Below are 26,148 nucleotides of genomic sequence, written 5' to 3' on the forward strand. Positions count from 1 at the left end.
ACCCCGGAGGCAACGCGGCCACGAAGCAGCACCACTTTCACCGTTCCCATCGGGTCCGGACTTCCTGACTCGACTCCAGCGCTGGCCGGCCGCTCCTACGAGGCTGACCAGATCGACCCGGACACCCACACCGGCTGGAGCGTGATCGTGACCGGCTACGCCCACCTGGTCACCGACCCGGCCGAGAACGAGCGCTACCGCACACTGCTGCGCCCCTGGGTGGATCGGACGATGGACTGTACCGTCCGCATCCACCCGGAATTGATCACCGGCTTCCGTCTCCCCGGCACCGAGCCCTCTCCCGCCTGAATGCTCCGGTGCCGCAAGTGCCGCGGATTCCGCAGGCCCGGCTGCCTGCTTTGGCCGGGTGCCGGTGGCCGATGGACGCGAACGGAGTGCTCCGGCGTGCGGGGCGCGGTGTGGGGCGGTCTGCTGGTTGGGGGCCGTCCGGGCCCCAACGAAGGGAGATTGTGCGACATGGCTGTTGTGATGACGATGCGCTGGGACGGCGTGACGCCGAAGCAGTACGACCAGGTGCGTGACCTGGTCCGCTGGGAGCAGGACACGCCGGACGGGGCGCACCTGCACGTGTGTTCCTTCGAGGGCGGCGCCTTGCACGTGACCGATGTGTGGGACTCGCAGGCCCACTTCGAGGGGTTCTTCGCCGACCGGCTCGCCGCCGCGATCAAGGAAGCCGGCATCGAGGGCGAGCCGCAGACCAGCTTCCGCCCGATGCACCGCCGCTTCATCGCCCCCGGCGTCACCGGCGCCGCAAGCTGACCGGTGTGGGGTGGCTCGCCGCCCTGCCCCGCTGCGCGGGGTATTTCCGTGTTCCTGATCGGTTCGCTGGTGCGCATGCTCCGCACCGTGTGCGGGCTCCTGGGGCCGGGGCAGGGTCGCGCCTGCCGGAACGCTGCCCGGGCTGCGGCGCGGATCAGCGCGGAGCGAAAGGCCCGCCAGCGGGCAGTGGAGTGGTGAGCCCTGTTACGGGGTGGTCCAGTGTTCGAGGGTGTCGACGACCTGGGTGAGCGTCAGTTCGCTTCCACCGGCACCGGGGCCGCGGGCCCGGGCGAAGCGGAACGCGCCGTCGTGGTCGAACCGGGCGAGCAAGGTCCAGGGGCCCTTGGAGATGAGGGCGCCGCCATCCTTCTCCCAGTAAACCCGCCACCCGAACGAGCGAGCGGTCGCGTCCAGGCGGACGGCGTCGCGTCCGAGCACATCGCCGGCATCCATCACGACGGCCCGCCTCCGGCGACCTCGCAGATGGCCTGGTCGCCGCGTTGCAAAACCAGGGTGAACCCCAGGCCCAGGGCAGCGGCGAGCCGCTGGAGGCTGCGCATGCCGGGCGAGGAACTACCGGTCTCGCTACGCGACACGGCCGCCTGAGTCATCCCAGCGCGCTTCGCCAGCTGTACCTGGGTCAGGCCGAGGCTGGCACGCTCGCGCGCCAGCAGCGCACCCACGCTCGGGCCGCCGGACTCTCCTGGATCCCTCTGCTCCGGCATGGCCCCGATGCCCCGAGCGGCGAGAGCATGCCGCAGGAGACGGGTGGGGAGATCTGTGCGCACCTGCTCATTGTGGCTTCCCTGCTGCCTCCTACCTGGATTCGCCGCGCGCGGGCGGCAAGGGCGCTGGATGTGCTGGCGGGACGGTGTTTCCGGGGCCGCTGGCCCGGCTGCTGGTGGTCTCCTCAGCCCTCGCGGTGCTGCGCGCGGTCGCGGCGGTGCCGGCGCTGGCGCGCAGCCAGGCCGAGATGACGTACCTGCTGCCGGCCCTGGCCATGGCGTTCAGCACTCCGGCATGGATGCGGGTGCTGTCCCGTCGTGCCGCGACGAGCCTGGCCGCCGGGGCCGTGTTGCTGTGGACCCTGCTGGCCAGCGTTGTACGCCCGCACGTCTACGACTCACCGTCGATGGCCGTGTACGTCATCGACGGCACCCTGACGGCCTTCGCGGCCGTGGTGCTGGTCGGCGAGAACCAGTCGGTCCTGCTCCGTCCGGTGCGGCGGTAGCAGACGCGCCGCTGTGGTGCCGCCCGGTGCCGTACCCCGCTCGCGCCCTCGGCGGAGACCCCAGGAGCTGGGCTTCGGCTCGGGGATGACCTGCTGGCGACGACTGCGGGACTGGAGCGAGGCCGGGGTCTGGCAGCGGCATACGTGGCCAGTCCGACCCCACAGCCTCACATCCGGGATCTCAGCACGTCGACCTCACAGCCCGGCGCGAAGGGGTCGAAGCCGTGCTCGACCAGCCAGCGGACCCCCAGCAGGCTTCGCAACGACCACCAGGCGTGGATCACGTCGAGGTCGACATCGGTGCCATAACCGGCGATGACGTCGTCGAGGTGCTCCTCGTGTCCGAGCGTCAAGGTGGCGAGGTCGAACAGGGCATCACCCCGGCCCGCCTCGGACCAGTCGATGATGCCCGTGACCTCGTCGCCGTCGAGGAAGACGTGATCGATCTGCAGGTCGCCGTGCGTGAACGCTGGAATCCACGGACGGAGCGCGGCCTCGGCGATCTGGCGGTTGCGGGTGACCAGGTCGGCGGGCAGGATGCCGTTCGTCACCAGCAAGTCGCACTCGCCGTCGAGTTCCGCCACCAATTCGTCGGGACTCCGGCGGCGCCGACCGGCCCAGGGCGGCAACGGTGCTTCGTGCAGCTTCCGGATGGCGGCGCCTGCCGCGGCCCACGCGGCCGGCGACGCGGTTGACGGTTCACCGAGACGGCCGAGCACCGTCCCCGGGAGTGCGGCGATCGCGAGGACGGGCGCCTTGCGCCACAGGACCTCCGGGGTCGGGACCGGTGCGAGGGACATAGCCTCGACCTCGACGTCGATGCGTGCCTGATCGGCGTCCACCTTCAGGAACACGTCGCCGACGCGCAGAGTCGCGCGCTCGGAATGGGCGACGACGACTTTGACCTCATCCATGGGCGACCAGTATCCCGGGGAAGTTCGCCGACGTCGCCGGGTTTATCGCATGCGATGACGCGGCTGCCCGCGTCCCGCTACCCGGCGACCTGCGTGCACGACACCATCCTCTGACCAGGTCAAGACCACCATTTTTGTCAGGAGTCCCAAAGGAGTTGAGCGCAGGGTTCCGCCTGGCCGTGGTGTCGAACACGCATAGCCCGAGGATGGTGCCGAACCGGCTCGTGGCGATGGTGGAACGCGCGGAGGTCACGTGCGGGCACCGCTGGCAGTGGTGGAGCGTCGAGTTCAACGTCCAGCGCCACACCGACACGAACGGCGAAGGCTTCGAGTACTTCGCCCTCGACGGCAACCCCGCCCCGTCCCGCTACCGTCCCGCAGGTGCGCAGGCGTGTCCGGGCTGCGGCCGCCACTGGGTGGGCCGCCTCCTGGCCCACCGGCCGATCCCAGCACCGCCGGGACCGGCCAGCCGCCCCCGCCAGCATGTCACCGACGCGGCCGGAACCTTCCCGAGCGGCAGCGCGCGCCCCTGCTCCGCGCCCACGCCCACGCCCACGCCCACGACCACCGCCAGCCGATCCAACCTGGCCCGCCCGCCGCCGACAGCTGGTCCCCCACCCCCGACACCGTCCCAATCACCAGGGAGCCGGCGACGGGGGGTGCCGACGGCCAGAACCCAGTTGGCGTGTTCGGGCTTCCGTCGATGGGCAGCGGGAACAGGTCGGGGCACTCCCACACGCCGCCGGTGGCTCCTCGTCGTCGCCCCGCGCCGGCGGGCCCAGGAGGATCAGAAGGCCACCGGCGCGGCTGGCGGCGTCCGAACGGATGATTTGCGAAGCACCCTCTCTCGCGATGCGCGCCCGCCCCGCCCCCTCCCCTACTCCCTCCATAAGGCGAGGCGGGCGCGCAGAGGGGGATGTCATGACGTAAGAGGCACTCAGCAAGCCATGTGAGCACCTGTTTTACGCGGGACCGCCGGACGGGCCGGTCGCTCAGCGGCGGGGCGGACGGCGAGCGGCCGGGCCTCGCCGATCCGCTCGGCGATCTTCCGACGGCGATGCCGTAATTCCGGACGGTGTTAGGGTTGGCGAGCGAATCGAGGAAGGCGTCGGCCGCCGTCCGGACGGTCAGTGCCTTCCCGGTCGGCAGCAGCAGGACCGCGGGCACTGTCTCTCCCTTGCCACAGATAACAGAGCCGCTTCACGCAACGTGCGGAGAACGTCCCCGCAGGTCGCGCTCAGTGATACCGCAGGTAATAGGGCGTTATCTGTGGAACGACTTCACCACCGCCCCACCGCCGACGACCCGTCAGCGACCTACCAGCCACGATCCTGCCTTAGCGCACGATCCGGCACGGATGTTCCTCAACCCCCATCATCAGCTCGCGTCGCACGGGCAGGTCGGCTGATGGCGGCCCGACGTCGCGGCCGGAGGCGCTCACGCCGGAAGGCGGCCACGTCGGACGCCTCGCTGATCGCGGCGATCGGCGGCCTTGCTGCGATGGCGTACCTGGTCTGGGTCGCGGTGCACTACCTGCTGGTGCACTGGTGGATCCTGGTCGTCCTCGGCGCGCTCGCGGCCGGCGGTCGCGTGGCTGCTGAAACAACGGCGGCAACACGGCGCATGGACCAGAGTCCAGCAGCAGCAGCTGCGGTTACGCCTGGTGGAACTGGACGGCATGCGCCACGACCACTTCGAGTTCGCGATCCGCGACCTGTTGCTCCGCGACGGAGCTAAGGCCGAGCGGACCGGCGGCGGCGGGGACCTGGGCTGCGACGTGAAGGCGACCGACCCGTTCGGGCGGTTGTGGGTGTTCCAGGCCAAGCACCGCCGCGACGGCCTCGCCGGTTCCGCGGTCGGCACCCCGGACCTGCAGCGGCTCAACGGGACCGCCCGTCCGGTGCACAAGGCGGACGTGGTAGTCGCGGTGACCAACGGCAGGTTCTCCTCCAAGGCGCTTCCGTTCGCCAAGGCTCAGCGGATACACCTCATCAACCGCAGGCTGCTGGGGGAGTGGGCGGCCGGGTCACGGCCCGTGTGGGATCTGGTTGACAAGCTCCCGCCCCCAAGACGTCTGCCCGGCTGATGGTGGTGACCTGCCGTGCCCTCCTGCCTGGGGTCCGCGTGATCAAGCGCGGGTGGGCCGGGCAGAGCCGGGGAAGGCGTAGTCGATCTCGCAGGATGAGCAAACGGAGTCGACGTCGTCCAGTCGCAGGATGGGAAGAACTTCCGCCGCGGGCGCGACAGGCTGGCCGCACAGCGTGGCTGCGGTGCCCTCAGGGACGATGTGCCAGGCGAGCACGCCCAGAAAGTCGTACTCCGCCTTCAATTCGTAGTCCATGACCGTTGCCCTTTGTGCCTGCTCGAGACATCCCGCCCGGCTTCCCACCTTCACCGTCGCCTGCGGGGTACTCGGGGGCTTGAGTCGTTCGGCCCTGGGCCGCCGCTGACCGGCCCGGGTTTCAGCGGTCCCCCGCGCGGCCGCGCCCCAGATCCGGCGGGGCTCGACGGCCTGAGCCGTTGAGTCGGCCAGGCGCCACACCAGCCCCTTCCGCCGCTCGTCTTGCCGGACGGTGGCTCTATGGCGGATCCGGTGTCGCCGCCATCGGCGATCCGACGGAGCCGGCACAGCCAGACCAGGTCACCTCTGACGATCATGAGGGCTGAGAGTGGTCGCTGCCGTTCGGCGGGGCGTTGTGGGCCAGGGCGGTGTGCAGCAGCCGGCCCAGGTGCTGCAGGACCCGGTCGGCGTCCGCGCGGTGCTCGGCACTGAAGACCTCCACGCCCTGGCCGTTGGCTGCGGCGTGGACGAGGGGCTCCAGGGCGGAGCAGACGGCGGCGAGAAGCCGGCGCAGTGGGTTCTCGGTGTGCAGGACTCCCATCGCGAGCGCGCCGAGTGCTTCACGCAGCAGCGCGGTCTCCCGCTCCGGATCCGGGGTGCTGGGACGCTGCTCGGCGAGGGCGTCCACGGGCTTGAGGATGTGGCGGGCGGCGTGGATGCCTTTGGGGTACAGGTGCCAGTCTCGCGCGGCCAGTTCCTGTTCGCCCTGGCGCAGGGCGGCGCGGGCGGTGTCGTACATCGTGGGCGCCATCTCGGCCTGGGCCGGGTCGGAGCCGGTCATGGCGGGATCCTCGGGTGGAGGCCGACGCCTGCTGGCTGTCGGCTGTCATCAGGGGACAGGAGCTGCGGAGTCTCGCGGCTGCTCGATGGCCGTCAGGTCAGGGCGGACAGGGCCTCGTCGAGGCTCGCGTGGCGGGGGAAGAGGGTGTCGGCGCCGGTGAGCTGCAGGACCCGTGCGGCGAGAGGCGGCGGAGCGCTGATGTGCACGGGGAGTCCGTTCTCCTGCGCATCAAGGCGCAGTCCCAGCAGAGCGTCCAGGGCCGTGGAGCCGAAGAACCCGGCATCGGTGAAGTCGACCAGGACAGCCCGGAAGCCGTCCAAGGGCTTGTCGAAGTCGATGCTGCCCAGGTGGTCTCCGCGCAGCCGGTAGAGCAGGACGCCGCCCGGCGGGGTCTCGCAGGTGCAGGTCCCGGGCTGCCCGGCGCCGGGCGAGTGGGGAGCGGACAACCGGTCGCGGTCCTGGTCGTGATTCATGGCTCTCACCCGTCCTCTCCACGCGGGCGCATGGGCGGTGCCGGTGTCCCGGCTCCGCAATCAGGTTCACCCCGCGGTCACGACCCTGTCAACAGATACGTGAAACATCTGTCGTGAGTAGCGAAGCCTGAATGTCCAGTCGTAGGCTAAAGGTATGGAGAGTGGGCCCCCGCCAGGTTCAAGATGGACGTTTCTGACCAATCACGCACGGGTCCTGGTTCAGATCTCCCGGGACCCAGGGAGCCGCACCCGCGACATCGCGGCGCGCTGCCTGCTGACCGAACGCGCCGTGCAGCGCATCATCGCCGACCTGGAGGCGGCCGGATACCTCACCCACCGGCGCAACGGGCGAGGCAACGTCTACCACGTGGTGGAGGGCACGCGTCTGCGGCACCCGGCCGACAGCGGTGCCACCGTCGCCGACCTCCTGGCCCTGCTCCACGACCCGGCCTGACCCAATGCCGACGGTTGGTGGGACCAGAGGGGTGCTCGGTCAGTTTGGTGCCGCCGTGCGGTCACGCTGCGGGAGGCATTGTGGGGTCATCGCCGTGGCGTTCCAGGGCCTGGACGGTGTCGGTGAGCGCGAGGTCGTGGTCGGTGGTGCCGGGGCCGGTGGCGCGCGCGTGCCAGAAGGCCCCGCCCGGGGTGAAGAACGCGCGGAGGGTCTGGTCGCCGCGGGACATGCGGGCGCAGCCGTCCGGCTCCCAGGCGATGTGCCAGCCGAACAGGCGGGCCGTGCTCTGCAGGTAGTGCGCGTCATTGCTCAGTCGTGCCTGGCCGTCTGTGTCTCTCATGGGCCGATGGTCCCGTGCCCCGTGCTGTCCGGGGTGGCGGCCACGCCGGACGCGCCCGTGGAGGCGGCCAGGGCGTGGGCGAGGGCGCTGATGCCGCGTCCCGTGCGGGCGGCGTGCGCGCGCAGCGGGCGAGCACCTGGGCGGCAATCTGACGCGGGTTCGGGAACCGCTCGGGGAATCTAGCGGGGCGGCGCTAACCGTATAGCCAATCTCTGGACATACCTGGAAACAGAAAACTCAAGAAAACCCAGGTCAGGGCTTCCGGGGCTCAGGCAGGTCCATGGCCGTCCGCTCGCCAGACCTGCCGGGACCGTCCCGGCACCGGGTGTCAGTGCCACCATGCAGAATCCCCCAGGATGTGAGGGGGGTGCTGGTGCCGCGCTACGTCGACCCGGTCGAGGCAGAGGCGCAGATGCTGGCCGTCGGCCTGCAGGCGCTGGAGCCGTACCCGGGCAACAACAAGCCTTGGCGCTGCCTGTGCCTGACGTGCCGTCGCGAGGTCACGCCGACTCGTGCGAACGTCTACACCAGAGGGCGCGGCTGCAAGTTCTGCGCACCCAATGCGCCCGTGGATCCCGATCGGGCGCGCGAGACCATGCGCGCCGCCTTCCTGGAACCGCTGGAGCCGTTCAAATCAGCCCACGCCCTGTGGCGATGCCAATGCCTGCACTGCGGCGCGACCGTCACCCCAAGACTGTCGAACATCCAGACCGGATTCAGCGGCTGTCTCCCCTGCGCGAACAGGCGCATCGCGCTCGCCCAGCTCGGAGACCCGGACAAGGCGAACGCCGACATGCTGGCCGCCCACCTTCGCCCGCTGGTCCCGTATCCCGGGGTCAACAAGCCCTGGCGCTGTGAGTGTCTGCGCTGCGGTGATGAAGTCCGACCTGCCCTCGGACGCATCCGGCAGGGAAACGGCGGGTGCCGCCGCTGTGGCCGGGCCAGGACCACGTTGAAGCAGCTTGGAGACCCTGAGAAGGCGGCCGCCGAGATGCTCGCGGCGCAGCTCCGGCCGCTGGTCTCGTCTCCGGAGGTCAACAAGCCCTGGCGCTGCGAGTGTTTGCGCTGCGGTGATGAAGTCCGACCAACCCTCAGCAGCATCCGCCTGCGGCAGTCCGGCTGCCGTCGGTGCGGCTACGCCTCAACAGGAGCCAAGCTGCGGGAGAACCCCGCCAAGGCCGCGGCCGACATGGAGGCGGCCGGCTACACGCCACTTGAGAAGTACCCCGGAGCAGCCGCGCTCCCATGGCGCTGCATTCACCACCCGTGCGGCCGTGAGGTCACGGCGCGGCTCGCCTCGGTCCGGCAGGGGCACGGCTGTCGCGCGGCGTGCGCTTCCTACGGCTTCGACACTGCCGCTCCGGCCGTCGTGTACGTCCTCCACGACCCGACGCTAGGCGTCGTGAAGGTGGGGATCACGGCCGCGACATCGGACCGCGTCGCCCGCTTCGTGAAGATGGGCTTCACGGTCGTCGGGACGCTGCCTTTTGGGGCCGGCCAGCACGCCCGGAATGTTGAGCAACAGGTTCTCCGGCACGTCCGCACGCAACTGGGCCTGACGCACGCGCTGACCGGAGCGGACACCGGAAGCATCGGCGGTTGGACCGAGACGTTCAGCGCCACCGACCTGCCACCGCTCAAGCTGTGGGAGCTGGTGACAGACGCTGGTGGGTCCATGGCCAATGCAGGGCAGCCTCGGGACCAGGCACGGACGCCCTCCGACTCGCTGGACGGGAAAAGGACGTGAGACCTGCGGGACTGCACGGGCAGAATCGACACCTCACCGCCCTACAACCGTCCAGCAAGGAATGCTCATGGCGAGTGTCAGCCGCCAGCAGTACCGCGCAGCCGTAGAGAAGATGCTGGCCAACTATCGCGACGCCGAGCCCATCGAAACAAAGCAGCGGCTGTACCGCCCCGTGCTCATCGCGCACGGATGGTGTGCTGAAGTGCACCGCCTCGCGGAAGCCGCGCTGAAGCTGCTCGACCTCGGCTACGGCCACGAAGCGACGATCCTCCTCCGCACGATGTTCGAGACCACCATCAGCCTTCATTGGCTCTACCAGAAGGGCGAGGCTGGAGCCGAAGGCGTGGTCACTGAGGGCGCCAGGCAGAACCGGGCAGCCGCGGAGGATATGGAGACCGCGTTCGCGCCGCCGCCAGACGTCATTGACGCGATCAAGAAGACGCCGGTCATCCAGACAGAGGAGAGCCGGACCTTCAGCAAGGTCATGAAGCAGTGCGATGCGATCGACCCGACGAAGGCGCTCTATTCCATCTACCGCTATCTCTGCCGCTTCGCCCATCCGACCGCAGCCAGCGCGGACGCGTTCATCGAGGAGAGTATGAACCCGCCCCACGTGCGGCCTACCCCGAAGGACCGCGAGTCCATGGTGGAAGTCACCTCCGCCATGTGCCTGCTTTGGGCCGGCCGGGCATTCGACGAGATGCTGAACGGCAAGCCACGGAAGCGGTTCCTGCGCGCCGTCGCCAAGGAAGTCCAGCTGGCGCCCATCCTGCCCTACATCCACTAATACGCCGTTTCATTTGGCGGTGACCATGGAGATGTCACCACCTGGAACGCATGTCAGATCGATGTGAGAGCCTCCCGGGCATGACCTACGACTTGGCTGTCTGGGAGGGCGATCGGCCGGCGGATGACACGACCGCCGGCCAAGTCTTCACCGAGCTCTACAACCGCTACATCGACGGGGAGGTGGGGCGTTTCCCCGGGTTCGTGGACACCGGTTGTCATGCGGCAACGACCAGCGTAGTTGATCGTTGTTCGTAGGTGACCGGGCTGATCTGGCCGAGGCTGGAGTGCCGCCGCCGGGTGTTGTAGCGGGTCACCCACCGGAAGACGGCGAGTCGGGCTTCGCGGGCCCCGTTCCACCGTTTCCGTCCCTGGAGCGTCTCGCGTTTCATGGTCGCGTTGAAGCTCTCCGCGGCGGCGTTGTCCGCGCTGGTGCCCACTGCGCCGCGCGATCTGGTCACGCCGAGCTCCGCGCAGACGTGCGCGAAGTCCCTGGACCCGTACTGGGCCCCGTTGTCGCTGTGGAAAATCGCCCCGCGCAGTCCGGCTGCGCCGCGGGCGGCCGCGGCGGCCCGCAGGGCGTCGGTCACCAGGGACGTGCGCATGTGGTCGGCGATCGACCAGCCCGCCAGCCGTTTCGAGCACAGGTCCAACACCGTGGCCAGGTAAAGGAACTGGCCGCCACCGATGGGCAGGTAGGTTATGTCGCCCACGTACCTGGTGTTCGGCCTGGCCGCGGTGAAGTCACGGTCCAGCAGGTCCGGCACCGGTGTCGCCGACGGCTCGGGGATCGTGGTGCGGACCTTCTTGCGCAGGTGCAGCCCGACGATGCCGAACGTGCGCATCACGCGTTCCACGCGCTTGTGGTTAATCCGGTCCCCGGCATCCCGCAGCTCGGCGGTGACGCGCGGAACCCCGTAGGTCCCGTCCGAGTCGGTGTGGATCCGGGCGATCCGCTCGGCAAGCTCCGCGTCCGCCCTCGCCCGTTCCATGCGCGCGTCCGCGCCGGCCAGCCACCGGTAGAACCCGGACCGCGAGACCTGCATCATCCGGCACAGCCGCTTCACGCCGTAGGCGTCCCGGTGATCCTCGACGAACTGAAAGCGGCTGCTCACCAGCTGGTCTCCCGGGCGAAATACTTCGCGGCCCTGCGCAGGATCTCCCGCTCGAGCTCGAGCTCCTTCACCCGCGCCCGCAGCTGCCGGTTCTCCTTCTCCATCGCGCTCGCCTCACCGGCCCCCGGCCGGGCAGCCGCCTCCGCATCACGCACCCAGATCCGCAGCGTCTCGTGGTTGACGCCCACGTCCTGGGCCACCGACGCGTACGTACCGCCCGGCGTGGCGTGGTACAGCGCGACGGCATCGGCCCTGAACTCAGGGCTGTACTTCGACGTCCCCAACGGGAACTCCTGTTCTACGGATCCTCGCGATCCAATGATCAGGGTGTCCACGACCTGGGGGAAGCGCCCGTGGACGTACCGCCGACGGAGCGGATTTCGGCCTACGTTGCAGCCCTTCTTGAGCGGTGGTGTGACATGACCGAGGATGTGGAGGACTCGTCGCCCTGGTCGACCGGCCCCCTGATCGACGAGGCCAGCGGACCGCTGATCTACTTCGCGATGCGGTGGAGCATGGCTGAGGAGGCTTCGGCTTATGCGGCTGACCTGGCGCGCTCAATGGACCTGGTCTGTTTCGATCCGCAGGGGGACCGGCTCAGGACCTGACCGATCTCGTCAGTCGCCTGTGGGGCGTGTCTGTTCAACGAACCATGAAGCGGCTCAGCTCGCGGGACTCAGCGCGGAGCCGGTTCGGTCGCGTGCGTGCGATGGCGGTGTCCGATGCAGGACTCGGCACCTGGACCTCCTTGTTGGTGTCCCAGGTCGCTGGGTTGCCAGCTGGCCAGGCGAGTTCGATGCCGGCCTGTTGGGTCAGGGCCAGCATGGTCGCAACGAAACCTTCGGAGAGGGCGATCATGACCGCATGGCTCGTTCGCAGGTGCTGCTCCAGCAGAGCCTCAAGGAAGGAACGTCTTCAGGGCCGCGGGGTCGATCTGGCACTCGTCATCGCGCATCTGACCGAGACCGGAGGGCAAGCCGAGTTCCGCCTCGAAGACAGAGACCTGCCTCAGGAACAGCCTGGCCGCCCCATTCGATGGGTTCCAGATGGTCTGCTCGCCCAGGTTGAAGTACTGGCTCACCGCTGCCTCTCCCTGCTGTACATGGCGGAATCGTAGTCAGGCTGCGGCGAGTCGCCGGAAGCAAATGAACGCGGCGGCGATACCGACGAAGCCGAGGAAGTGCTCGGCCTTGCGCTCGTAGCGGCGGTGGAGCCGTCGGCATCCGGCCAGCCAGGACACGGTTCGTTCCACCACCCAACGATGCCGGCCGAGTCTCTGGGAGGACTCGACTCCCTTCCGGGCGATCCGTGGAGTGATGCCACGGCTGCGAAGCCACCGCCGGAGGCCGTCGTAGTCGTATCCCTTGTCGGCGTGGAGCTTGCCGGGGCGTCGGCGTCGTGGTCCGCGGCGGGAGCGGATCGGTGGAATGCCTCGGATTAGCGGCTCCAGGGCCTGGCTGTCGTGCAGGTTTGCGCCGGAGATGCCCAGCGATAGAGGTAGCCCGTTTCTGTCTGTGACCAGGTGGATCTTCGATCCCAACTTTCCCCGGTCGGTCGGATTCGGTCCCGTCAGCTGCCCCCCTTTGCCGCTCGAAGGCTCACGGAGTCGATCGCGCATCTCGACCAGTCCAGCTGGCCGCGGGCACCCAGCTCGTCGAGGATCACCCTGTGGAGGCGAGCCCACACTCGATCGCGGCTCCACAGGGCGAAACGCCGGTAAACCGTCTGCCAGCACGGGCCGAACACTGGCGGCAGCTGCCGCCAGGTGCACCCGGACGTGGCCACGAAGATGATCGCGGTCAGTACCTCGCGGTCACCTGCACGACGTCGGCCGCCGCCCTGCGGGCGCACCACTTCCGTCGGTGGAACCACCCGGCGGAACAGTTCCCACAGTTCGTCAGGCACCAGATGCTCAGCAAGGCTCGCCACGTCCTGTCAACGAGCGCCACGACCAACAGAAACGACGTCTAAGAGGAGGTTTCAACCTCATTTAGCCTGGTGGAAGGCGGTTTTGAGGCCGCTCTGGCACGTCGCGCGAGTGACGGTCGAGGCGTAGGCGACCATGGTGGCGCCTGACGGGTAAATCGTGTCCGTCCGGTGCCGGATGCTCCTGTCTCAATCGAGGATGGGCGGACCTGAGCTGGTCTGTTCCGTGCTCCGGTGCGCCCCTGGTGGGGGATTCCGGAACGCGGTACGCCGAAGTCATGGCGGAACGCAAACCCTATCCCAGTGACCTGTCCGATGCCCGTTGGGCTTTGGTGGAGCCGGTGCTGACGGCATGGCGGGCCAAGCGCCGGGAGACGGCGATCGCGCACGGGCGCCCACCCGAGCACGCACTACGGGACCTGCTGGACGCGATCTTGTACGTGGACCGCACCGGCATCCCCTGGCGCTACCTGCCCCACGACTACCCGCCTGCGCAGAGCGTCTACCACTACTTCGCGTACTGGCGCGACGAGGGCATCTTCGAGCAGCTCAACGGACTGCTGCGCCGCCTGGTACGCACGCAGGCCGGACGGAACGAGGAGCCCAGTGCGGGCATCATCGATGCCCAGAGCGTGAAGACCGCCCACACCGTCCCGACTGCCGAACAGGGCATCGACGCGGCCAAGAAGATCGTCGGACGCAAGCGCAGCGTCCTGACCGACACCCTCGGCCTGCTGCTGTTGGTGCTGGTCACCGCCGCGAGCGTGCAGGATTCGGTCGCCGGCACCCAACTGCTCGACCAAGCCGCCGAGCGCCACCCCGGCCTGCGGAAGATCTGGGTCGACGGCGGCTACCGCCAATACGCGGTGGAGCACGCGGCGAGACTGGGGATCGACCTCGAGATCGTCCTCCGCAAGCCCGGGACCAGGGGCTTCTCCGTGATTCCACGCAGGTGGCCGGTGGAGCGGACCCTGGGTTGGTTCATGCTCCACCGGCGCCTGACCCGTGACTACGAGAGCCTCGCCACCAGTTCCGCGGCCATGATTCAGCTCGCGATGATCGACAACATGACCCGAAGACTCACCGGCGAATCCACCCCAACATGGCGAGACCCGACATCACAGGATCAGACACCACCCGCAGGATGAAGCCTCCTCTAAGGGACAGGGCAGAACAGAGAGCTAACGGAGCCTCCGACGGGCCACCCAAGGCGGAGCCCCAGCCATGTCATCGCGCCGTGACCGCGACCGCGACGTGATCGTTTCATCGGGTATGACCACCACCGCGAAGCGCGCCGCCGTGACGGCCGCCCTCCTCGCTGCCACCCTCGCCGCAGCAACGCCCGCCGCCAACGCCGACGCCCAGTCAGCCGACCGCGCCCAAGGCGCATCCAAGAGGTTCTTCGGGCCAGGCGGCCTCTTCGGGGGCGGCGGAATCGGGGGCGGCGCGGCCGATATCGTCGGAGGCGTTGCGAACAGCGCAGGAAACATCATCGACTGCGTCATCCCCATCTTCGGAGGCGGCTGCGGGGGGTACCGCAACCCGTTCATCGCGCCCCAGCCCCACCCCACCGTGATCGTCTACCCCCCGGGCCATCCGCTCCACAAGGGAAACCTCTAGGGCACAGCCCCGCCCACCCCGGCCGGCGCCACGCCGGCCGGGGAAGGCAAAGCGCCTCCGGCGGGCCCACCCAAGGAGATGGCCCCGGCCTGTGCCGAGCGTGACACCGACCCCCGCATCTGTGCGGGAATCGTCGACCGCCTCACCTTCAACGGCGCGAATATCCAGACCGGCACCGAGTCCTACCGCCTCGCCCACACCCGCGCACAAGCCGAACGCGCCAGCTGAGGAATGAGCGACTCGGGGCGGTCCTACTCGGTGGTCGAAACGCATCCTCACCGTTAGGCTTCGGGGCCGAACGAGAGAAGATCAGTATGGACCCCCGCCTGCCCCACCTGCGTCGGAAGCTCGCACAGATACCCTTCAGTCCTCTTCGCAGCTACTCCTTCGGCGAGGAGAAGCACCGCTTCCAGCTCGGACCGTCCGTCAGCCCGGCGACGCTCGACGCCTTCGAGACCGACCACGCAGTCGTGCTTCCGGCCCCGTACCGCGACTTCCTGACGTTCCTCGGCGCGACGGGAGCTGCCCCGTTCTACGGGCTTCTGCCCCTGAGCAGGTGCGAACTGTTCACGATGGACCCGAAAGGGCCAGATGACAGGGCTCCGCGCGGCTTCACCCCGGTCGAGGACCGGGCACGACCAGGCGACAGGTTCCTGCACATCATCGAAGCAGGATGCAGCGATGTGGTCCTGCTGGGACTCACGGGACCGCTGACCGGGCGCATCCTTACGGGCAACTCCGATGGGTTCTGGGGCCCCGCCCTCTCGCCGGCACCGGACTTCCTCGCCTGGTATGAACTCTGGCTGGACGAGATGGCGGCAGGCCACGACAACCGGGCACTCGAACTGACCTCTCCCGCCAGCCGCAGCGCTCAAAGGCGCGGGCGTCCCACCTCTTAGCTGCCCCGACGCATCCGAGCGACATCGGTTCTCACTGGCATTGATCAAGAAAATCGTGCGCCAGTGACTCCCGAAATCACTTCGGAACGACATCCACGACGAGTGACATAGCCACCCGCTCGCCGTCGTCTACTGGGTCAAACGCTACCGCGAGCGGCTACTCGTGATCGACATCAACCGGCGGTGCGAAGACCCAGGCCGACACCCCGCCGCCACCCGGCAAGACCGGCACCGGAGCGCCCTACCGCCACCGCCAGAACGTCCTCGCCTGGGATGCCCAGCGCCCCGCCGTCGGCGCCGCCCCCGGCCACGGCCGCCCCAAGGGCGCCGCCGACAAGAAGCCCCGCAACCTCGACACCGTCGAAGCCCACCAGACCGCCGAGCGCCGCCGCGCCCGAACCCGCGAACTCCTGCAGCAAGCCGCGCAGTCCGGAACCGACCTGCTCCCCGCACAGCTCGCGCTGGACCTGGAGGTGACGGTCCGCCACGCCGGACGCCTGATCGCAGAGGCCCGCGGGCAGGGCGGCGGCCGACCTGCGGAATAGCGCACGGTGACCAAGCAGTTCGCGCCCAGGCCGTGCGGCCAGTCATGCCCGGGGAAACGTAGCTGGGCGCAGTTCGCTTCGAGGGAGGTTCAGCACGGGCGTGCCTCCCAACTCGTTCCTTCCGGCTGCGTCAGGTGATAGCCCAGCGGCGTTGCGACGTGTTTGACGGCCTGCCCAATGCGCAGGCTCCGAATCAGACCGGCGCGCCGTAGCGCCGAGGCGCACCGACTGGCCGCTGCGTTCGATACGCCAAGCCGCGAGGCCAAATGCTGTCCGGTGATTCCTCCGGACATGACGATGGCATCGAGCGTCTCTGCTCTGCCGGCGCCCAGCAGGGACCGAAGTGCTGCCAGTTGGTCCGGCTCGACCCGCGGAGGAGTTCCGGCGGGGATCCGGATGGTCAGGTGGTCGTCGGCAGGCTCGGCCAGCGACACCCGTCGGTTGAGAGCTACTGCCTGGAGCCGAAGCGAGCGCTCGCCGAGTTCAAGGTCCGCATCGAAGACCGTCGGCACCTCCAGTACGCCGCGGCGGAGCCTGATGTCGTGTCCGAGTCCGTGGAGCATCGTCGAGGCTCCGCTATTGACGTAGATGTGTGAGAGGGCGGCCGCGCGGGCGGCGACCGCTGCGCGGATGCCCGAGAGGCGCGGCTCGATGGCGGTGCTGCGCAGGTGGTCGACGGACGCGGCCAGGACGCGGTGGGCTCGATCGTTTCCCTCAGCGAGGGCTTTGGTGAAGGGCGTGGGAGCGCGGCGGGCAAACAGGTGGGCGAGGTAGCGGTGGCTGACACCCTCGGCGAGATCCGGCGAGAGGCTCCGCGAGTAGAGCTGCACCAGAGGCTCGGTGGGTCGGCCGTCGTGGGCATGGGATGTCCCGGCCGCTGTCAGTTCGGAGTCGAAATCGGGGAGAGCAGAGATTCTCACATTGCCTAAGCCATCGGTCCCGAGATGAATGCGTATCAAAGATCGCCCCCCCTGGTCTTGACGCCCTCATCAGGGCTTTTGCGCCTACGTGACGAAAGCTACCCGTCTTCGGGCGGGGCCGAAAGGATGTGGACGCACAGGGGCCCGACCGCTGGGCCCCCAAGACCTCAACCATGGGAGATGCCGTGCGCCTACCCGGACGCAAAGCCCTCACCGCAATCACCCTCGCCGCCACGCTCAGCGTCGGCGTCATCACCGCCGCCGCCCCTGCACACGCGGCAAGTGGGGGCGGCTGCCGGGCCTGGTACGACTATCGCCCCGGCTACGACATCGACGTGCAGGTCAGGCCGTGCATCAGCGCCAGCGGCGACGCCATCAACGGCAGCGGCTACCTCCTGGGCGGCATCCCAGTGGACTTCGTCATAGTCCAGTTGCTCGAGGACGGCAATCCGGTGGACCCGCAGTACTTCGCGTGCGGCGATCTGCCGGCCGGAGAGTGCACGGTCGCCGACAACACGACGTTCGGGTCCTACTGGCCGAAGGGCCACCAGTGGTCCGTCGAGATGTTCGTCAACGTTGGAGGGGAGGACTACGGGCCGATCCAATCGCCGATCCTGTACCGCTGACCCGGGCTCGTCTGCAGCCTCAGGGCACTGCAAGTGAGGACCTCTGTCCGGCGGGCCGGACGCGCGACTGTCGCCGGCAGCGATCGGGGGAGCGCGTCCAGGCCCGGCCGATAACCGACCCCCGCCCCGATGACCGCCCGACGCGGCTTCGGCGGGCGTCGCAGCCGCGCCCGCCGAAGCCACGGGTAACCGTCCTTTCGCCGCCCGGCTGGCGGGACCGAGAGGGCGTCCAGGTCCCTGAAGGCCGCTCACGCCCCCGTCCTGGCAACTCAGGTGCCCGCCGCCACCGGTACGTCCTCTGCCTGCCCAGCCTGCTGCGGCACCTGAGCCGGCGCTGGCATCGGCACGTCCTGACCAGAGGAGGCGGCCGCTTCCACGACCCTTTCGCGCTCCCGCTTGGCCCGGCCGACCTCGGCCGCGGTGATTCCCAAAGCGTCCGGCCGCCTCCTGCTGGCTGACGCCCGTTGCCAGCAGCTCCACCACCAGGCCGTCCGCGCCCTGGCGCAGCTCCGACAGCGGAGCCTCCAGCTGGACCCGCAGCTCCTCGACCTTCTGCTCCAGCTTGGCCCGCTCGGCGGCCAGCCGCCGCTCGACCGCGGCCTCCCGGCCGGCGATGTCCTCGCGCGTCATCAGGAACCGCATCGCGATCTCCTGACGCTCACTCTCCCGCGCCGTGTACTGCGCTGCCCGCAGCCTGGCCTGCTCCCGCGCCGCGACCTGCCGCGACCCGCGGCGCTTCGTCTGCGCGCTGTCCTGATTGTCGGTCATCTATGAGGCTCCCTTCGTCGACGATCATTGTGACCTCCCGACGCCTCCGCCCCGAACCTGGCGGTTTCGGTTCAACCGGCCGTCCGGCCCTGGCCCGCCCCGCCGAGCGGGCGTGTACGGCTATCCACAGAGGTGCTCGGGGAGCACCGCTGTGGATAGCCGCCGACTACGTCGTGACTGTCTTGATCTTGACGTGGTGTCAGCCTGTCGCATACTTCGCTGCGCTCACTGACGCGACAGACTGACACCACGTCAAGATCAAGACAGTCCATCTCATGCATTACGAATGATCTCGGGGGTATCGTCGCTACATGATGACCATCCACAAGCTCAGCGCTGGGGATGGGTACCGCTATTACACGCGCGAGACAGCGACCGCCGACGTCGCCCGTCAAGGCGCCCGGGAGCTCGGCGACTACTACACCGCAGGCGGCAATCCGCCTGGCGTCTGGGTCGGCTCCGGTGCCCCGCTGCTGGGCGTTTCCGGCACCGTCGCCGAGTCCCAGTTGAAGGCCCTGTTCGGCGAAGGACTTCACCCTGACACCGAGCAGATCGTCGCCGAACGCCTCGCTGCCGGCGACAAACCCAAGCAGGCCCTTGCCGCCGCACGGCTGGGCCGCCGGTACTACCAGTACGAGGCCAAGGACGGCGAGTTCGGCCGCCGCCTGGGCGCGGCGATGGCCGACCTGGAGCGCCGCGAGCACCGCCCGGTCAGCCCCGAGGAGCAGACAGCACTGCGCGGCCGCGTCGGGGCACAGATGTTCCGCGAGCGCCACGGCCGCAATCCGATCAGCCGAGCTGAGCTCGGCCAGTTCATCACCGCCCAGGGCGGCAAGGGATCCGCGGCCGTCGCCGGATTCGACCTCGTCTTCTCCGCGCCCAAACCGTCTCGGTGCTATGGGGCCTGGGAGACGAAGCCACCCGGAACGCCGTCGAGCAGGCCCACGAGCAGGCCATCGCCGACACTCTCGGCTGGATCGAGCAGCACGCTCTCATGACCCGCACCGGCGTCAACGGCGTGGCCCAGGAGGACGTCCAGAGCGGAGGGATCGCCACCCGGTTCCGGCACTACGACAGCCGGGCCGGTGACCCGATGCTCCACGACCACGTCGTGGTCGCCAACAAGGTCAAAGGCGAGGACGACAAGTGGCGCTCCATCGACGGAACGCTGCTCATGCAGATGAACGTCCCGGCGTCCGAGTTCTACAACCAGCGCGTCATCGAGCACGTCGCCACGGCCCTGGACCTGGCCACCGAGGCCCGCGAGGTCACGCCCGGCAAGCGCCCCGTGATGGAGCTGGCCGGCGTCGACGCGGACCTGATCGAAGCCCACTCGCGGCGCTCCACCGACATCAACGCGCGCATGGACGAACTGCTACAGGCGTACATCGCCGAGCACGGCTACGAGCCCTCCGACAAGGCCAGGCTGCGACTCCTGCAGCAGGCCACCCTGGACACCCGTCCCGACAAGGAGCACGCGAAGTCCCTGGCCGAACTGCGGGCCGGATGGCGCGCGGACGCGGTCGCCATGTTCGGCACCGAGCGCGTCGAACAGCTGCTGCAGCGCGCCCAGGAAGCGGCCGCCCCGGCGCGCTCGGCTCGGACCACCGTGGACCTCGACCAGCTCGCCGGCACCGTCCTGGAGACCGTCTCCGACCACCGAGCAGTCTGGCACCGCAGCCACGTCCTGGCCGAGGCCCGCCGCCAGGTGACCGCCGCGACCAAGGGAGCCTGGCGCTCCGACGACCTGGCCGAGCAGATCACCGACCGGGCCCTCTCGCAGCTCAGCATCGACATCACCCCGCCCGACCCCAACCCCGTCTTCGCGCCGCTGACGCGCGCGGACGGCACGTCGGTCTACCGGCGCAAGGGCAGCGAGCTCTACACCTCCGCGGCCGTGCTGGCTGCCGAGGACACCGTCGTCGCCGCCGCGAAGACGGCCGCGATCCCCGCCGTCTCCGGCGACGTGTTCGACCAGGTCCTGGCCGCGCACACGGGCCCGCTCGACCCGGGACAGCAGCGCCTGGCCCGCGCGTTCGCCACCGGCGAGCAGCTGCTGGTCGCCGGCATCGGACCGGCCGGTGCGGGCAAGACCTCCGCCCTGCGCCTGGTCGCCGACGCCGTGCGCGCCCAAGGCGGTCGCGTAATCGGCCTGGGCCCCTCCGCGCGCGCCGCGCAGGTCATGTCCGCCGAGATCGGCACCGACGCGTTCACCGTCCACGAGTGGCTCGCCCAGCGCGAACGCGCCGCCGGAGCACGCGTCGAGGACCGCTACCGCCTGCACCCCGGAGACGTCGTCATCGTGGACGAGGCCGGGATGGCCGGCACCCGCCGCCTGGCCCACGTCGTCGACGAAGCCCGCCGCGCCGGTGCTCACGTCCGCCTGATCGGCGACCCCGCCCAGCTCGCCGCGATCGAGTCCGGCGGCGTGCTACGCCTGCTCGCCCAGCAGGGCCAGGTCGTCGAGCTGGAGAGCGTGCACCGCTTCCAGACCCCCGGCGAGAGCGCCGCGTCGCTGCTGCTGCGCGACGGCGACCCCGAACAGGCCTTCGCCTGGTACCGGCAGCACGGACGCATCGTCGGCGGCACCTACGAGCAGATGGTCGACCAGCTGTTCGCCCGCTGGCAGCTCGACACCGAGGCCGGGCAGGCCGCAATGATGATGGCCGAGGACAACATCACCGTCGCCGACCTCAACACCCGCGCCCAGGCCTGGCGCATGAGCCGCGGACAGCTCGACCCGGCACACGCCACGCCGCTGCGCGACGAACAGCACGCCTACGCGGGCGACCTGGTCGTCACCCGCCAGAACCGGCGCACGCTCACGCTGCGCGGCGGCAAGGACTTCGTCAAGAACGGCGACGTCTGGACCGTCGAAGCGGTCAACCGGGACGGCTCCGCGACGGTCCGGCACACCGACCACGGCGGCCGGATCCGCCTTGATGCCGCCTACCTGCGCGACCACGCCCAGCTCGGCTATGCCTCCACCGGACACCGGGGCCAGGGCGCCACCGTCGACGCCGGCGGCGGTCTCGCCTCGGGCCGGACCAGCCGCGAGAGCGCCTACGTCATGCTCACCCGCGGCCGCGGCGACAACCGGCTCTTCCTCGTCCTGGACAAGGGCGAGAGCGTCGACGACGCGCTGGCGCGGATCGCCCGCCACAGCCAGGCCTCCCGCTCCGCCCACGAGACCATCCGCGCCGAGCAGGACCGGGCCTGGGGCATCGGACAGCTCGCCGCCGAGTACACCGACGTCCACGCCCGCGCGCTCGGCCAGCGCTACCAGGCTCTGGCCCGCCACACGCTGGGCGACCAGCGCGCGGAGATGTTCATCGCCGCCGAGGCCTGGCCCGCCGTCGAACGCGCCCTGCACGACGCCGAACTCTTCGGCTTCGACCCCGCCACGATCCTCACCATCGCCGTCGGCGAGCGCGGCTTCACGGGCGCCGAGGACAACTCCGCCGTGCTGTCCTGGCGCATCGACCGCCGCGTCGAGGAAGGCGTCGAGGCGCGGCAGCGCGCCGCCGCGCAGGAGGCTGAACGGCCCGGCGCCAGGCCGCTGGCCGACTACGCGCCCGACCGGCTCGCCGAACTCGGCGACCAGACCCGCGCCCAGCGCGCGCAGGCCCTGCTGGCGCTGCAGCAGGCCGAGGCCCGCGTCGCCGGCCACCCGCGCCCGGTCACCGCGTTCGGCCTGCCGCACCCGGCCTGGCCCGACCGCCGCCACGGCGGCCTGACCCGCGCCGAGCTCGCCGACCAACTTGCCCACGCCCGACGCGACGCCCGCCGCCCCAGCGACGTCAACCAGACCCAAGACGCCGTCCGCCTAGCCGCCGAACTGCGCACCGAACAGCGGCTGCGCCGCGCCCTGCCCGCGCTCGACCGGGCCCCCGAGGACTGGCAGCGCGAAGTGTCCGCCGAGTCCTTCGAGATCCCCAAGCGAATCACCCAGCTCCACGACGTCGACCGCGCCCACGACGCCCTGCAGCGCGCCGAGGTGATCGCCGACCAGGTCGCCGCCGAGCAGCGGCTGCGCACCAAGCTGCCCGATCTCCCGGCCGACGCACCCGCGCTCCAGGCCGACCACACCGGACCGGTCCCGACCTGGCTCGCCCCCGTCCAGGCCCAGACCGACCCCCGTCACACGCCCGCCGACTGGCGCGACCACCTCGACCAGCGCCGCGACGTAATGGACGCGCGCCTGCGGCAGACCGGCCAGGCTCTCGCCGCCGACACCCCCACCTGGGCGCGGCCGCTCGGACCGGTGCCACCGGCCGACCACCCGCTGCGCGACCGCTGGCAGCACACCGCTGCCCTGGTCGACGCTTGGCGTGTGCGCTCCCAGACCCCCGCCACCACCGCAGGCCTCGGTGACGAGCCCGCCGACCCCCGCCAGGCTGAGGCCTGGCGCGCGCTGCAGGCCGAGGTCGACGACGTCGGCCGCCGCGCCCGCGGCATCGCCGCCGCGCAGCAGCGCCGCGACGGCCTCGACCCCGACCAGGTCCAGGCCGCCCCCGCACCCGAGGCCTCGGCGACTCCCGACGCCGCCGACGGCCCCGAGCAGTAGCCGGCCCGCACCGGCGGCTGGCGCTCCTTCGCGTCGGCCGCGCCCACGTCCACCACCGAGACGCCCGCCGGATCCTGGCGTACCGCTGGCCAGAACGCCCCGGAACGGGACCGAGAGCGCCGACGCCGCGACGACGAACAACAGCAGGACCACGACCAGGCTCCCGAACGCTGACCGTCCCGTTCGCAGCCGGGTTGTCCACAGGTCCCCGTTATCCACAGAACCGCAGCCGCCGGGTCCGCCGTCGACACAGTCGGTCGGCACACTGCCCGCAGCCGAACCCGCCCATCAGGAGGTCGCGATGAGCACCCTGGACAGCCTCGCCGCCGCGCTGCGGCAGCCCGCCCCGGCCGACGTCGAGCGCTTGGCCTGGGACACGCTGACCCTGGCCGCCGACCTCGCCGACGCCCTTGCCTGGACCGACGGTGTCAGCCCGGAGACCGCGATTGCCGCCTCCGGCGCCGCGATCGCCGGCCGGGACCTGCTCGCCATCCCAGCCGAAGGCCCCTCCCCGCTCCTACCCGAACCGGTCGCACGGTCTCAGGCCGGCCAGCTCGCCGATCTGCTGGACCGTGCCCGTCTCCTGCTCGACCAGGCCGGCCGCGCCACCGCCGACCCCGACCAGGTCCACCGACTCCACGCCTGCGCCGACCGCGCCGCAGAAGCCGCCGCGGGCCTGCGCCACCTGGACGCCCCGTGACGGCGACGCTGGCGGACTTCCTCGATCTGGCCCGTCACCGACTCGACCTCGCCCGGCGAGCGGTCCCCGACCGACGCCTGTCCCCCAGCGAGCGCACCGCGCTGATCGCGCTCGTTGATCCTGTACTGCGCGAGATCGACCGTCACCTCACCGACCACGGCACCGCAGGCCGCTTCGCCCACCTCGCCACCCCCGACGCCCAGCGGGCAGCCCTCGCCACCCGCCACAGCATCGACCCGCCACAGCATCGACCAGGCCCGCAGCGCACTGCGCCGCGCACCCCGATCCCAGGTATCCGCCCGCCCCCCAGCCGGCGCGAGCGCCACCGTCGACGACGCGGCCACCTACCTCACCGACGCCCGCCGCTTCCTCGCCGTGGCGCACGATCTGACGGCCACCCACCACAGCGGACCCGCCGGCCAGCCATCCAGCTCCTACGCCGCCGTGCTCGACGCGCCCGGCGGACAGCGCTACCTCACCGCGCAGATGGCAGACCTCACTGATCTGGTGCGCCGCTTCGTCGCGACCGTCGCCGAGCACGGCGATCCGAACGCCAGCTGACCACCGGCCGGAACCTCGCCGACGCCCAACAGCGCCTCGCCAAAGCCTGGCCACGGCGCGGCCAGTCTGAGGACCTCGACCCGGCTGTGACCTGGGTCGTTGTGCCGCCAAAGGCTCAGCAGGTGTTTGATGTCCGGCACTCAGGCCGCGTGCGACTTGGCCGTCCGGTTCGCTTTCCTCACTGCGTCGGCGAGCTGGTCGCGGGTCATGGTGGAGCGGTGCGCGATGTCGAGGTCCGTGGCGCGTTTGTACAGCTGGGCCTTGGTCAGGTCGTCGAGGTTCTCGCGCGCGATTGCGGTGCGCTTCTTCGCCGCCGGGGCCTTCTTGGCGGCCTGGCGTGAGGTGGCGGTCCCGGCGCCTGGTTTCGGCGACCGACTCGCCTTCGCGCCGGGTGCGGGCGGTGTCGATGCTGGCCTTGAGGGCGTCCATGAGGTCGACCACGTTGGTGGCCTGGGCGGGAGCTCCCTTGGAGACGGCGATCTCGCGGCCGGCGGCCTTGTCCTTGACCAGCCGGCGGACCTGTTCCTCGAAGGTGTCGTGGTACTGGCCAGGGTTCCAGTCGATGCCGAGCATCCCGATCAGCTGCTCGGCGGTGTCCCGTTCGGCCGTGCTGACCTTGGTCTTGCCGGTGGGCAGGTCGTCGATCTCGTCCCGGGGCTCGCGGATCTCGTCGGCGAAGTGCATGGTGTGCAGCTCCAGCAGCCCGTGCCGGGCGCGTACCGCGGTCAGGTATTCCTTGCCGCGCATCGCGAACAGGCAGATCCCGGCCCGGTCGGTGCGTTCCAGGGCCTCGGCGAGCAGTTTGTAGATCTTGGTGTACTCCTCGCCCTTGGGTCCGAGGTAGTAGGTGCGGTCGAAGAAGATCGGCTCGACCTGCGCGAGGTCGACGAAGCCGGCGATGTCGATGGTCTTGGAGCGCGAGGGGCTGATCTGGTCCAGCTCCTCGGGTTCGACCACCAGGTACTCGCCGGGCGCGATCTCGTAGCCCTTGACGATGTCGCCGTAGTCGACCTCTTTGCCGGTGCGTTCGTTGACGCGCTTGTTGCGGACCCGGTCGCCGGTGCCGCGCTGGAGCTGGTGGAAGCGCACCGTGTGGTCCTGCGTCGCCGTGTACAGGAGCGCCACGACGGTCAACACCTCCACCGCCTGGGTGGCCCCCGACACGGCGCTCTGCAGCAGCGTGGAGCGGTGCGCGCTGACGAACGAGCTGATCTTGGCCTGCAGGCCCGTCAGCGCCTCGGGCCGCACGTGCCAGGGGGCGCCCTCCAGCCAGCGCTCCAGGCGGCCGACGCCCGCGTCGAACTGTGAACCCACCTGGGGGGCCTGGTGCGCGATCAGGAACCCGAGCCCGGTTAGCAGTCCGCCGACCGCCATCACGACCAGTACGAAGGAGCACAGCACCGCCAGCGAACGCGGCATCACCGCCGAGCACAGGTCGGCCAGAGGCCGCAGCAGCGCGGTGACCACCAGGCCGAGGAACACGGCGACAACCACCGGCAGGAACCGGTCCAGCAAGGTGAATACCGCGTAGCCCACGACGCCCAGGACCAGCAGGCGCCACGACCACCCCGCGGCCGCCCGCAGCGAGGCGGGCACCCCGGCTCCGGGCGCGGGCCGCACCCGACGGTCGAACGTGGCCGGTAGCGCACCGCAGGCCGTGGGGTGGCCCGGCGGCGGCTTGCCCTGTTGGGCCGTGGTCCGCGTCGCGCCAGGCGCACCCGTGCAGCCACTTTCCGCGCCCGACGCCAACCCACCACCCGAAACACCTTCCTGTCCGGCCAGTCATCCTCGCGGCTTGCTCACATCCACCACGCCCCGCTCCCTGCGGGATGGAAAAACAGCGGCGTATCCGCATTCGCGCACGCCGCCTGTTCCTGCCACGACCACGCCCCCACCATCGCCCCGGGAAGGTCCGGCTTACGCCGCATCCGCTCCTGCCCCCTCCGCAGACCCACGCCGCTACATCCACGGCCCCGGACTCCCGTAGCCGGCGATCAGCGACCACTCCCGCCGCGCCACCATGGCCACGCCTCACACAGCACGCCTGCCCCGGA

General features: G+C 70.2%; 27 protein-coding genes and 5 pseudogenes. 17 read left to right on the plus strand and 15 right to left on the minus strand.

Annotated elements, in window-relative coordinates; genetic code table 11:
- Positions 1–93: 93 nt before the first annotated feature.
- Together BS83_RS47425 and BS83_RS12225 are read left to right on the plus strand one after the other, a co-directional pair.
- Positions 94–309: pseudogene (locus tag BS83_RS47425) on the plus strand (pyridoxamine 5'-phosphate oxidase family protein); the annotation flags it as partial.
- A 168-nt stretch (positions 310–477) separates the two neighbouring features.
- A complete protein-coding gene (locus BS83_RS12225) occupies positions 478–780 on the plus strand; it encodes a hypothetical protein (protein ID WP_037603730.1) in 303 nt (100 codons plus the stop codon).
- A gap of 204 nt (positions 781–984) precedes the next feature.
- Here BS83_RS12225 and BS83_RS12230 read toward each other — a convergent pair whose 3' ends face one another.
- Together BS83_RS12230 and BS83_RS41715 are read right to left on the minus strand one after the other, a co-directional pair.
- Positions 985–1,233 carry a hypothetical protein gene (locus BS83_RS12230; protein WP_037603731.1) on the minus strand — a complete coding sequence of 83 codons (249 nt, stop codon included), beginning with the start codon at positions 1,231–1,233 and terminating at the stop codon, positions 985–987.
- Positions 1,233–1,463, minus strand: a complete 231-nt coding sequence (locus tag BS83_RS41715; protein WP_232248229.1) for a helix-turn-helix domain-containing protein — start codon at positions 1,461–1,463, stop codon at positions 1,233–1,235. The genes BS83_RS12230 and BS83_RS41715 overlap by 1 nt, the downstream gene beginning before the upstream one ends.
- 188 nt (positions 1,464–1,651) lie before the next feature.
- On the opposite strand from BS83_RS41715, the gene BS83_RS12240 reads away from it, so the two are divergent.
- Positions 1,652–2,011: a hypothetical protein gene (locus BS83_RS12240; protein ID WP_037603769.1), complete on the plus strand. Its 360-nt coding sequence runs from the start codon at positions 1,652–1,654 to the stop codon at positions 2,009–2,011.
- A gap of 58 nt (positions 2,012–2,069) precedes the next feature.
- Positions 2,070–2,150, plus strand: a pseudogene (locus BS83_RS46410) (IS5/IS1182 family transposase); the annotation flags it as partial.
- A 28-nt stretch (positions 2,151–2,178) separates the two neighbouring features.
- On the opposite strand, the gene BS83_RS12245 reads toward BS83_RS46410, so the two are convergent.
- Together BS83_RS12245 and BS83_RS47430 are read right to left on the minus strand one after the other, a co-directional pair.
- Positions 2,179–2,925, minus strand: a complete 747-nt coding sequence (locus tag BS83_RS12245; RefSeq protein WP_037603770.1) for a phosphotransferase family protein — start codon at positions 2,923–2,925, stop codon at positions 2,179–2,181.
- A 1,012-nt stretch (positions 2,926–3,937) separates the two neighbouring features.
- Positions 3,938–4,092: pseudogene (locus BS83_RS47430) on the minus strand (site-specific integrase); the annotation flags it as partial.
- Positions 4,093–4,588: 496 nt separating this feature from the next.
- On the opposite strand from BS83_RS47430, the gene BS83_RS12250 reads away from it, so the two are divergent.
- On the plus strand, positions 4,589–5,011 hold the full coding sequence (locus BS83_RS12250) for a restriction endonuclease (RefSeq protein WP_332262327.1): 423 nt from the start codon (positions 4,589–4,591) through the stop codon (positions 5,009–5,011).
- A gap of 42 nt (positions 5,012–5,053) precedes the next feature.
- On the opposite strand, the gene BS83_RS12255 is transcribed toward BS83_RS12250, so the two are convergent.
- From BS83_RS12255 to BS83_RS41720, 3 genes are all read right to left on the minus strand, one after another.
- Positions 5,054–5,266 carry a hypothetical protein gene (locus BS83_RS12255; RefSeq protein WP_037603771.1) on the minus strand — a complete coding sequence of 71 codons (213 nt, stop codon included), beginning with the start codon at positions 5,264–5,266 and terminating at the stop codon, positions 5,054–5,056.
- A 313-nt stretch (positions 5,267–5,579) separates the two neighbouring features.
- Positions 5,580–6,047 carry a hypothetical protein gene (locus tag BS83_RS12260; RefSeq protein WP_037603772.1) on the minus strand — a complete coding sequence of 156 codons (468 nt, stop codon included), beginning with the start codon at positions 6,045–6,047 and terminating at the stop codon, positions 5,580–5,582.
- A gap of 92 nt (positions 6,048–6,139) precedes the next feature.
- The gene (locus tag BS83_RS41720; protein ID WP_051942962.1) at positions 6,140–6,520 is read right to left on the minus strand and encodes an STAS domain-containing protein; all 381 of its coding nucleotides are present in this window, start codon (positions 6,518–6,520) and stop codon (positions 6,140–6,142) included.
- Between the two features lie 154 nt (positions 6,521–6,674).
- On the opposite strand from BS83_RS41720, the gene BS83_RS12270 reads away from it, so the two are divergent.
- Positions 6,675–6,974, plus strand: a complete 300-nt coding sequence (locus BS83_RS12270) for a helix-turn-helix transcriptional regulator (RefSeq protein WP_037603773.1) — start codon at positions 6,675–6,677, stop codon at positions 6,972–6,974.
- Positions 6,975–7,035: 61 nt separating this feature from the next.
- On the opposite strand, the gene BS83_RS12275 is transcribed toward BS83_RS12270, so the two are convergent.
- Complete coding sequence (locus BS83_RS12275; protein WP_037603774.1) at positions 7,036–7,314, minus strand: hypothetical protein; 279 nt, start codon at positions 7,312–7,314, stop codon at positions 7,036–7,038.
- A 367-nt stretch (positions 7,315–7,681) separates the two neighbouring features.
- Here BS83_RS12275 and BS83_RS41725 point away from each other — a divergent pair, with 367 nt between their 5' ends.
- Positions 7,682–9,061: a hypothetical protein gene (locus BS83_RS41725; protein ID WP_051942963.1), complete on the plus strand. Its 1,380-nt coding sequence runs from the start codon at positions 7,682–7,684 to the stop codon at positions 9,059–9,061.
- Positions 9,062–9,128: 67 nt separating this feature from the next.
- Positions 9,129–9,848 (plus strand): DUF5677 domain-containing protein, encoded by a 720-nt coding sequence (locus BS83_RS12285; RefSeq protein WP_037603775.1) that lies wholly within the window; start codon positions 9,129–9,131, stop codon positions 9,846–9,848.
- 217 nt (positions 9,849–10,065) lie between these two features.
- On the opposite strand, the gene BS83_RS12290 is transcribed toward BS83_RS12285, so the two are convergent.
- A protein-coding gene (locus BS83_RS12290) for an IS3 family transposase (protein WP_157596645.1) occupies positions 10,066–11,246 on the minus strand; the annotation gives its coding sequence in 2 pieces (ribosomal slippage) (positions 10,066–10,976 and positions 10,976–11,246; 1,182 coding nt in all).
- Positions 11,247–11,315: 69 nt separating this feature from the next.
- Between BS83_RS12290 and BS83_RS45365 the strand changes: the two genes are divergently transcribed.
- Entirely contained in the window at positions 11,316–11,570 is a 255-nt protein-coding gene (locus BS83_RS45365; protein WP_232248232.1) for a hypothetical protein, read from the plus strand.
- Between the two features lie 34 nt (positions 11,571–11,604).
- Here BS83_RS45365 and BS83_RS48570 read toward each other — a convergent pair whose 3' ends face one another.
- From BS83_RS48570 to BS83_RS43835, 3 genes are all read right to left on the minus strand, one after another.
- Positions 11,605–11,820, minus strand: a complete 216-nt coding sequence (locus BS83_RS48570; RefSeq protein WP_332262328.1) for a hypothetical protein — start codon at positions 11,818–11,820, stop codon at positions 11,605–11,607.
- A 40-nt stretch (positions 11,821–11,860) separates the two neighbouring features.
- A complete protein-coding gene (locus tag BS83_RS48575; protein WP_332262329.1) occupies positions 11,861–12,043 on the minus strand; it encodes a DUF6086 family protein in 183 nt (60 codons plus the stop codon).
- A gap of 36 nt (positions 12,044–12,079) precedes the next feature.
- Positions 12,080–12,891, minus strand: a protein-coding gene (locus BS83_RS43835) for an IS5 family transposase (RefSeq protein WP_157597147.1) whose coding sequence is annotated in 2 segments (ribosomal slippage) — positions 12,080–12,549 and positions 12,549–12,891 — 813 coding nt in all. Because the reading frame shifts where the segments join, the coding sequence is not laid out codon by codon here.
- 275 nt (positions 12,892–13,166) lie between these two features.
- Between BS83_RS43835 and BS83_RS12320 the strand changes: the two genes are divergently transcribed.
- The 4 genes and pseudogenes from BS83_RS12320 to BS83_RS12330 all read left to right on the plus strand — a co-directional run bounded on the left by BS83_RS12320 (position 13,167) and on the right by BS83_RS12330 (position 15,407).
- On the plus strand, positions 13,167–14,036 hold the full coding sequence (locus BS83_RS12320) for an IS5 family transposase (RefSeq protein WP_037603777.1): 870 nt from the start codon (positions 13,167–13,169) through the stop codon (positions 14,034–14,036).
- A gap of 124 nt (positions 14,037–14,160) precedes the next feature.
- On the plus strand, positions 14,161–14,508 hold the full coding sequence (locus BS83_RS12325; protein WP_037603778.1) for a hypothetical protein: 348 nt from the start codon (positions 14,161–14,163) through the stop codon (positions 14,506–14,508).
- Positions 14,509–14,613: 105 nt separating this feature from the next.
- A pseudogene (locus BS83_RS43840) lies at positions 14,614–14,736 on the plus strand (IS21-like element helper ATPase IstB); the annotation flags it as partial.
- An 86-nt stretch (positions 14,737–14,822) separates the two neighbouring features.
- Positions 14,823–15,407, plus strand: coding sequence for an SMI1/KNR4 family protein (locus BS83_RS12330; protein WP_037603779.1), 585 nt, complete (start codon positions 14,823–14,825; stop codon positions 15,405–15,407).
- A 173-nt stretch (positions 15,408–15,580) separates the two neighbouring features.
- On the opposite strand, the gene BS83_RS12335 is transcribed toward BS83_RS12330, so the two are convergent.
- Entirely contained in the window at positions 15,581–15,895 is a 315-nt protein-coding gene (locus BS83_RS12335; RefSeq protein WP_037603780.1) for a hypothetical protein, read from the minus strand.
- A gap of 146 nt (positions 15,896–16,041) precedes the next feature.
- Entirely contained in the window at positions 16,042–16,782 is a 741-nt protein-coding gene (locus BS83_RS12340) for an ArsR family transcriptional regulator (protein WP_232248234.1), read from the minus strand.
- Between the two features lie 263 nt (positions 16,783–17,045).
- Between BS83_RS12340 and BS83_RS12345 the strand changes: the two genes are divergently transcribed.
- From BS83_RS12345 to BS83_RS12360, 4 genes and pseudogenes are all read left to right on the plus strand, one after another.
- Complete coding sequence (locus BS83_RS12345; RefSeq protein ID WP_157597148.1) at positions 17,046–17,498, plus strand: hypothetical protein; 453 nt, start codon at positions 17,046–17,048, stop codon at positions 17,496–17,498.
- A 1,082-nt stretch (positions 17,499–18,580) separates the two neighbouring features.
- A pseudogene (gene mobF, locus BS83_RS47435) lies at positions 18,581–19,734 on the plus strand (MobF family relaxase); the annotation flags it as partial.
- A gap of 60 nt (positions 19,735–19,794) precedes the next feature.
- A complete protein-coding gene (locus BS83_RS12355; RefSeq protein WP_232248689.1) occupies positions 19,795–22,833 on the plus strand; it encodes an AAA family ATPase in 3,039 nt (1,012 codons plus the stop codon).
- A gap of 301 nt (positions 22,834–23,134) precedes the next feature.
- Entirely contained in the window at positions 23,135–23,533 is a 399-nt protein-coding gene (locus BS83_RS12360) for a hypothetical protein (RefSeq protein WP_037603784.1), read from the plus strand.
- Between the two features lie 147 nt (positions 23,534–23,680).
- On the opposite strand, the gene ku is transcribed toward BS83_RS12360, so the two are convergent.
- Positions 23,681–25,690: a non-homologous end joining protein Ku gene (ku, locus tag BS83_RS47440; RefSeq protein WP_051942966.1), complete on the minus strand. Its 2,010-nt coding sequence runs from the start codon at positions 25,688–25,690 to the stop codon at positions 23,681–23,683.
- Positions 25,691–26,148: the final 458 nt, after the last annotated feature.

The sequence above is a fragment of the Streptacidiphilus rugosus AM-16 genome (genome assembly GCF_000744655.1).
Lineage (GTDB): Bacteria > Actinomycetota > Actinomycetes > Streptomycetales > Streptomycetaceae > Streptacidiphilus > Streptacidiphilus rugosus.